At 53.5% G+C, this 6,730-nt stretch carries 3 protein-coding genes and 1 pseudogene; all 4 read right to left on the bottom strand.

What is annotated here, in order from left to right; all coding sequences use genetic code 11:
- On the bottom strand, positions 1 to 2,659 hold a 2,659-nt coding region (locus AAC854_RS20500), incomplete at its 3' end, for a TipJ family phage tail tip protein (RefSeq protein WP_340618716.1).
- Positions 2,660 to 3,056: 397 nt separating this feature from the next.
- Positions 3,057 to 3,647: pseudogene (locus AAC854_RS20495) on the bottom strand (phage minor tail protein L); the annotation flags it as partial.
- Positions 3,648 to 3,658: 11 nt separating this feature from the next.
- A complete protein-coding gene (locus tag AAC854_RS20490; protein WP_340618715.1) occupies positions 3,659 to 3,991 on the bottom strand; it encodes a phage tail protein in 333 nt (110 codons plus the stop codon).
- Positions 3,988 to 6,730 (bottom strand): phage tail tape measure protein (locus AAC854_RS20485; protein WP_340618714.1); only part of this gene is annotated, 2,743 nt, incomplete at its 5' end. The genes AAC854_RS20485 and AAC854_RS20490, both read right to left, overlap by 4 nt.

Genomic DNA, 6,730 nt, shown 5'->3' with positions numbered 1-6,730 from the left:
TTGACTCCGCAAAGGCTTTCCTGTCGGTCAATTGTGTGGTTTTGACTTCCAGTATCTCCGCCCGCATCTCGCCATTTTCTTTCAGTTGACGCTGGACAATGGAGCCACTCAGTGCGGCATTTTCCATTGCCGCTTCGGCCTGATAATCAATCTGGGATTGCAGCCGTTTTCCGGCTTCGGCAGTGAGGAACTGGTTACCGGTGGCCTCCACTATCCAGTTCGTATCCGTTGAGGATTCACCCCTGACAAACTCTGTCCACGGGGACTGGTTGCCGGATTTATCCACCAGACGGGCACGGAAGTAGAACGCCACCCCGGCTAACAGTCCCTGTAGGGTATGGGTGCGTTGCGGGTAGGGAATATCCGCCAGTAACATCAATCCCTCACCGTCATTAGTCGGGCTGTACTGGATCTCGGTTTTCAGCGTGTCATCCGTCTGTGGCGCAAAACCCCAGTCAAGCTGGATACCAAAGATAATCGGGGTTGTTCTGAATGCCAAAGGTGTTGGGGGATTACCCTCTTTCCCTTTCAGGTGGGTTTCCGGTGCATTCGCCCAGAGACTGGATATCTCAGACGCATTAATCGCCCTGACCCGCGCCTGATAGCGTCCGGCGTAAATATTCGGCACTTCAAAACCCTGTGTCGAGGTTCGGGGGGCAGGTATCCAGTTCCCGTTATCCCGCCGCCACTCCGCCTCATAGGCGATCGCACTTTCAGCCGCTTCCCATGTCACCCGCAAGGTGTTTACGGCAATGCCCTGATTGACAACGGAGTAACTGCCAATCGTCACCTTTTTCGGCGGGGGCTGAACGCCGGGCGGAATGACCGATATGGGGCGTTCATCAATGCGGGTGCCGGTATCAATATGGGTGTATTTATCCGGGTTATGCTCAACGGCGGTGATCTCAAACGAGACGCCGTCCTCGCCCTCTTTGATGCCGGTCACCCTGAATAGCTGGACAGCCAAGTCCGCCGCATCAATCGCCCAGACACATTCAGTGGCCGGTATTTCCGAATAGTCTGTAGTGACCGTGACCACCTGACCGTTCACCGCCTGAATGGTTCGCCCCTCCGCTTTGCCAGAAGGCAGGTTCAGAATTAGCCGCTCACCCGCTTTCGCAGACGATACCCGGTCCAGCGTGATATTGCGTCCATTCACCGCACTGACGCGCCCACCCAGCACGCGGCCGGAAAACATTTCATCGGCCACCCCAATGACGTAACCGGGTAACGGGATTTTGCCATCCAGCCCCACGGTAAAGGTCACCATCCGGTCATACTCGTTAGTATGCAGTATCCACTTACCCCGCCGTATCGCTTCACTCTGGCGGGTACAGCCGATCGCCGTCACATCCGCCTGTTTGACGTCATAACGACGGATTAACCGGTTATCAAAAACCGGCTCGACCGCATCCTGATAGCCGTTCTGTGGATCTGACCAACTCACCATCGCGGTAGAGTAATGGGTTTTCTCGCTGGAACTGGCATAAACAAATTTACCGTCACGAACATTGGCGCGGGTGTAAAGGTAATCCATATCGCGCGGCATATCGGCCAGTACATTCATGTTGTTGTTGGCCCAGAACGTCATGCCCCGGAAAATACTGGCAATATCCCGTAAAACGGTCCACGCATCCTCTTGTGACTGGATATAGACATTGCAAGTGTGCCTTGGCTCCATGCCGCCTTTACCGTTAGGCACGGGCTGATCACAATACTGGGCGATGCGGTACAAATCCCATTTCGCCAGACTCAGGTTCTCCGCCTTAACCCGTGTGCCGATACTGAACCGGTCGTTCATCATCAGGTCGTACAGCACCCACGCCGGATTGTCGGTCCATGCCCATTTAAAGGCGCCTTGCCATACACCGGAATACGCGCGGCTGTCCGGATCATAATTATCGGGCACACGAATAATGCGCATCTTCGGCTCACAAGAGACTTGTGGGATATTGCGGAATTGTTTAGCATCAAACTGAACGAACAACAGGGCAGTTTCGGGGTAACTGAGTTTGGCGTCGATCACCTCGGTGATGGCTTCCACTACCATAGCATCCGCAATCCGGATAGTGTTCTGTTTCGGGGTGAGACGACGCACGCGAACCTGCCAGCCTGAATGTGCTTTAGGCAGATCAATACGGTGTGACCGTTCATATTTAGTGGTCGTCTTACCATCCACAGCTAACGTGGGTAATTCCTGATACGAACCGCCATCGGTTGCTACCTCAATGGTATAATCGATGCGATACCCCACCGTATCGCCGTCCTCTTCCTGCTTTTGCAGCTGGGGCCACGATAACCGGAGGCGAACCGCCGACAACTGGGTATTGGTGACCGATCTGACCCATGACTCCATTAACTCCGTGCCCACGGTCAGCTCATTTTCGACCGCAGGCATGCCCGGTATATACTCTTGATGCGGCGTGCCGGGGCGAAACTCCCATTTGACGCCCTCAAAGTTAGCCTGACCATCGGGACCGATAATCGGCGTGTTATCCAGAAAGATATTGGTGCCGTCCAGCCCGCCTTCAAACTCACCTTCCCCCAATGCCAGTAAGATTTTGGCATACGAGGTGGATTGCAATGAATCCGGTGATTCAACGGGGGTGCGGGGGCTTTCATTGCCGCCCTTGCTGCCCTGAATAAGATGATGTCCCATATTTCACCCATAAAAAAAGCCGCAGGTGCGGCGAGACTAAACGTAATGACGGTTATTGCTGGTCTTCGGCGTAGATGCCCGCTGAGATAATGGCTCCGCCGATACGACGCTTACCGTAGCCCACCGGAACAGGGTTGCCCTGAGCGATGGAGTTTACGGGACCACCAAAGGCATAACTGGGTTTATTATCCGGATCTTCCCGCCGTGCCAGTCCCCCCGGCATCGGTGATAACATCTGCACCACGCCGCCCAGCATCATTCCAACGCCGGACATCACCATCGGCGCACCCCACGGGGTTGACCACATAAACGCCCCGGCGACGACCATCACCGCACCCAAGATAGTCTGAAACACACCCGCTTTCTTACTGCCGATAATCATCGGGGCAATACGGATACCCGTATAGTTGCAGGGCGACTTTCGATACAAGCCACGCATACACCACGTACAAAGAGCGTGTATCTGGCGGGTCGGGATTTGAATCCCCTGCAAGTCAGCCGGGGAAGATAAAGCAAAATGAACCTCTGTATTATCTTCATGGGTCTTACTGTCAATGTAGAAAACGTCAATCTTTTCTTCTGAAGGATTAGCGTCCGGGTTACCCTCGGGAAAATTTCGTGCATCCAGATAGTGCGCAAAGGTCGTATGCAGGGTAACACGCGCCTGCGCCATGTTCTGATACGCCAGACACAACGCACTGATAGTGCCATCCAGATTGGCAATGCTGAGCGTGGGGGATACCGCCTTACCATCACCACTGATCTCTAATCCCTCAATTCTGACCGGCCACGGCTTATACTCTTTACCCTGCCACCAGAGAGATTTAGCGGGTAAATTATCTGTATCGCCTTCCAGCTCCGCTTCCGTATAAGAAATCGGGTGATTGTGGAAGTACAGTTCTGGCCCGCCAAACGCGGAACCATCAACGGCGAACAAAAGAATTTTACTCCCCGGCTCAAGACGCTGGAGAGTGGCATTGATTGTCATGGTAAAACCCCTTAAGGATGATAGGTGCGAGTGAACGCCACAGAGAGAGTAAAGTGGGACCCGTTGGCTTGTATGTTGAATTTCCCGGCCTGATACAGCCCCAACTCAGATAACGGATTACGCCATTTAAAGGCGCGCCATCCTTGATGCTCACGCAGAAAAGCAATCACAGGTTCTATTTCAGGCAACGTCCCCACAAAGGACAGGCGCCAGCTCTCCCGCCGTGCGTTGATCCCGTCGCCCGAGGTTTGCTTATACCCGTCACCGAACTGAACAGAACGCACCACGGGTTCAAATTCCCCCACAGCCCCAACCCGTGCGGGAAAATCAAATGTTTTTATCATCGCCTGCCTCCTTTGATGGCTACGCTTAATTCACCACCTTGCCCCAGACTTTTATGCAGCAATAACTTGAACCGCTGATCGACAAATTTCGCCACATCCTGACCCGCAGATTCAAATCCGCTGGTTGCCTTCACTTCGTGGTTCCCGTCAGGGTTAATCACAATACTGACATGATTGGTGGTCTGGCTGCTCGTACCGCCCATCGCCTGCACACCCAGCTTGCCGTCTGATCCGCGTTTTAACGGCAGAATGGCTTCCGGTCCCGCCTCCCCCATCAGGCCACCCCCGGTGGCAAATTTAAACAGGGTTGGGCTGCTGACAATCTGTCCGCTGTATTGGCTTAAGTTCGCCGATTGGTAAACACCCCCTTTGGCATTAGGCACAAAACTGCGCCAGTCGGTCGATATTCCCATCGCCCCCACACTGGCCGAAGACATATTGCCGCCCGCCGAGGCTAAGGCACTGGTACCCATATTCGTCATACCGCTACCCCCGAAGAATCCGGACAGCGCCTTAGTAATCATGGCCTGCATAGCGATACGAACCAGATCCTGAATAATGGATTGCGCCAGTGATGCAGACAGTTCTTTCATGGATTCAGAGAAGGACTTGGTGCCTGTCAGCATGCCGGTCAGGGCATTACCTGTCCGCTGTTCGACCACATCCAGCAAGCCCATCTGCATCTTCTGAAAATCACCCTGCGCACCATACAGCTCCTTGGCTGCCGCAAATTGTGCATCCTTAGAGCGGGTACCGGCTGCGTTGGCCAATTGCTCGTAACGCTCCTTTTTGATGAGGTTGTTTTGGTAATAAGCCTCATACAAAGCCGTTTGCTCGGTGAGCTGGTTCCTAAGTTGGGCTAACGGATCAACTTCCCCCGCCATATCCAGACGCGGGGCCGCAATCTGTTTGGCTTGTTCTGCCAGTTTGTCTTTGACCGTGGTCTGGTATATTGCCCGGCTGGCTGACAGATACTCCTGTTCTGACAGCAATCGTCCGGCGTACAGGGCTTTCAGTTCCTTACTCGCCTCTTCTTCCTGACGGATTAACGCTTTTACAGGCGCGTATCTTTCTGCCAGTTCCCGCCGTTGCTTTTGGTGATTTTCGGTATTGAGGGCACTCAGACGCTGAATTTCATGTTGGGAAACTAACCCGGATTTACCGACTTCATCCAGTTTTCGCTGGGTTTCCTGTTCACTCAGCACAATACGGCCCAGACTCGTCGTATGTACCCTTTCTATTTCAAGGCGCAACTGGTGATATTGATTGAGGATTTGGGTACTATTCCCCTTCTTGTTACCCCCACCGCCGCCCCCGGGGCCTGTCCACGGATTGCCATTGCCGCTTTCAAGCTTAGGGGGAGGAGGAGGCGGTGCGTCAAATTTTCCTATGGATACCGTGTCTTCATGGTGTTGAAGTTTTTTAGTTTGTATCTCAAGGCTTTTATCAAGATCTTCTAATTGGCTAAGTAGTTCTCTTTTTCCTTTTTTTAGTTTTTCAGCATCAGTGAATACAAAAAATCCTTTTTCAGCCAAATTGATTTTTCTATCGGAGTACCCTTCAAGCCTTCGAGCAACTTCTTTTCTCTCGTCTTGTAAATCCGTTATCTTTTCTTTTATCTTATCGATTGAAACTTCAATTTTAACCTTAGAAAGTCGTTGTAGTTCGGCGATGGTTTCGACGGTTTCATCTTTTAATTGTCGCAGTCCCTCTTTGGTCTGAACCGTATGATTGTATAGCCCATACAACGCGGAGCCTGCCAGCATCGCAGCGCCGAACGGGCCGCCTAATAACGACAATGCACCACGGGCACCCGCCGTCATCCCTGACAAAATCTGGGTAGAATACGACAGTTTCCGGTTAGCCTCAGCCAACAGGTGCTTCGCGGACGTTTCGGCCGCAATGGACTCTTTGATTTTACGAAAGTTAGCCGCGTATTCTTTCTGGTAACTGATATCAAGATTATGCTGCTTATTGATCATCTTTTGGGTGGTCAGCCACTGGTTCTGCTGTCCGGCCTGCTCGCGGATGGCCCGGGCCGAGTCAATCGTCCTTTGTGCCGTTTCGGCCTGCTGTTTAGCCGTATCACGGACCGCTTTTTCCGTTGAACGCCACGCGCTGACATTTTCACGCAAACTGCCGGTGAGTTTGGTGGCCACTACGGGGATCAGGGTGTGCAGCGCCACAGCCGCCACCAGATTAAAGTTTTCTGACAAGGCATTAATGGCCGTGGTGGCACCCTGCACCCCTGAACGCAGCGGACCATCGGCACTCTGGCCGACTTTAATCGCCAGTCCTTCAAAGGTGCTGCTCAGTACGTCGAGATCGGCACTCAGGTTATTGGCGCGCGCGCTCGCCTGTTCATAGGCAACCTGCGTCCCAGTCAGGGTCTGGGTCAGTTCGTCCAGTTTTCCCCGGCCGGTCACTAAGTTGGAGGCGGCGCTGACATTGGCGCGCCCGAACAGCCTGACCGCGTCGGCGGTGGACAAGTTTTTAGTGGTCAGGTGTGCCAGCGCCGAGGACAGCCCGGCCACCGAGGGTTTCAGTTTTTTATCCGTTGAACGTTCCAGTGCCAGTACCACGTTGCGGAAGGCCGTCCCTGCCTCCGCCCCTTTAATGCCGCGTTCCGCCAGAATCTGAATGACGGCGCTCAGCTCCTCAAAACTGATCCCTGCCTGTGCCGCCACCGTCCCGCCGTTTTTGATGGCCTGCGCCGTTTCAGCAATTTCGGATGAACCG

The sequence above is a fragment of the Xenorhabdus entomophaga genome (assembly GCF_037996725.1).
Lineage (GTDB): Bacteria > Pseudomonadota > Gammaproteobacteria > Enterobacterales > Enterobacteriaceae > Xenorhabdus > Xenorhabdus khoisanae.
Note: the sequence above shows the minus strand (reverse complement) of the source record. Positions and strands in the feature narration are given on the sequence as shown.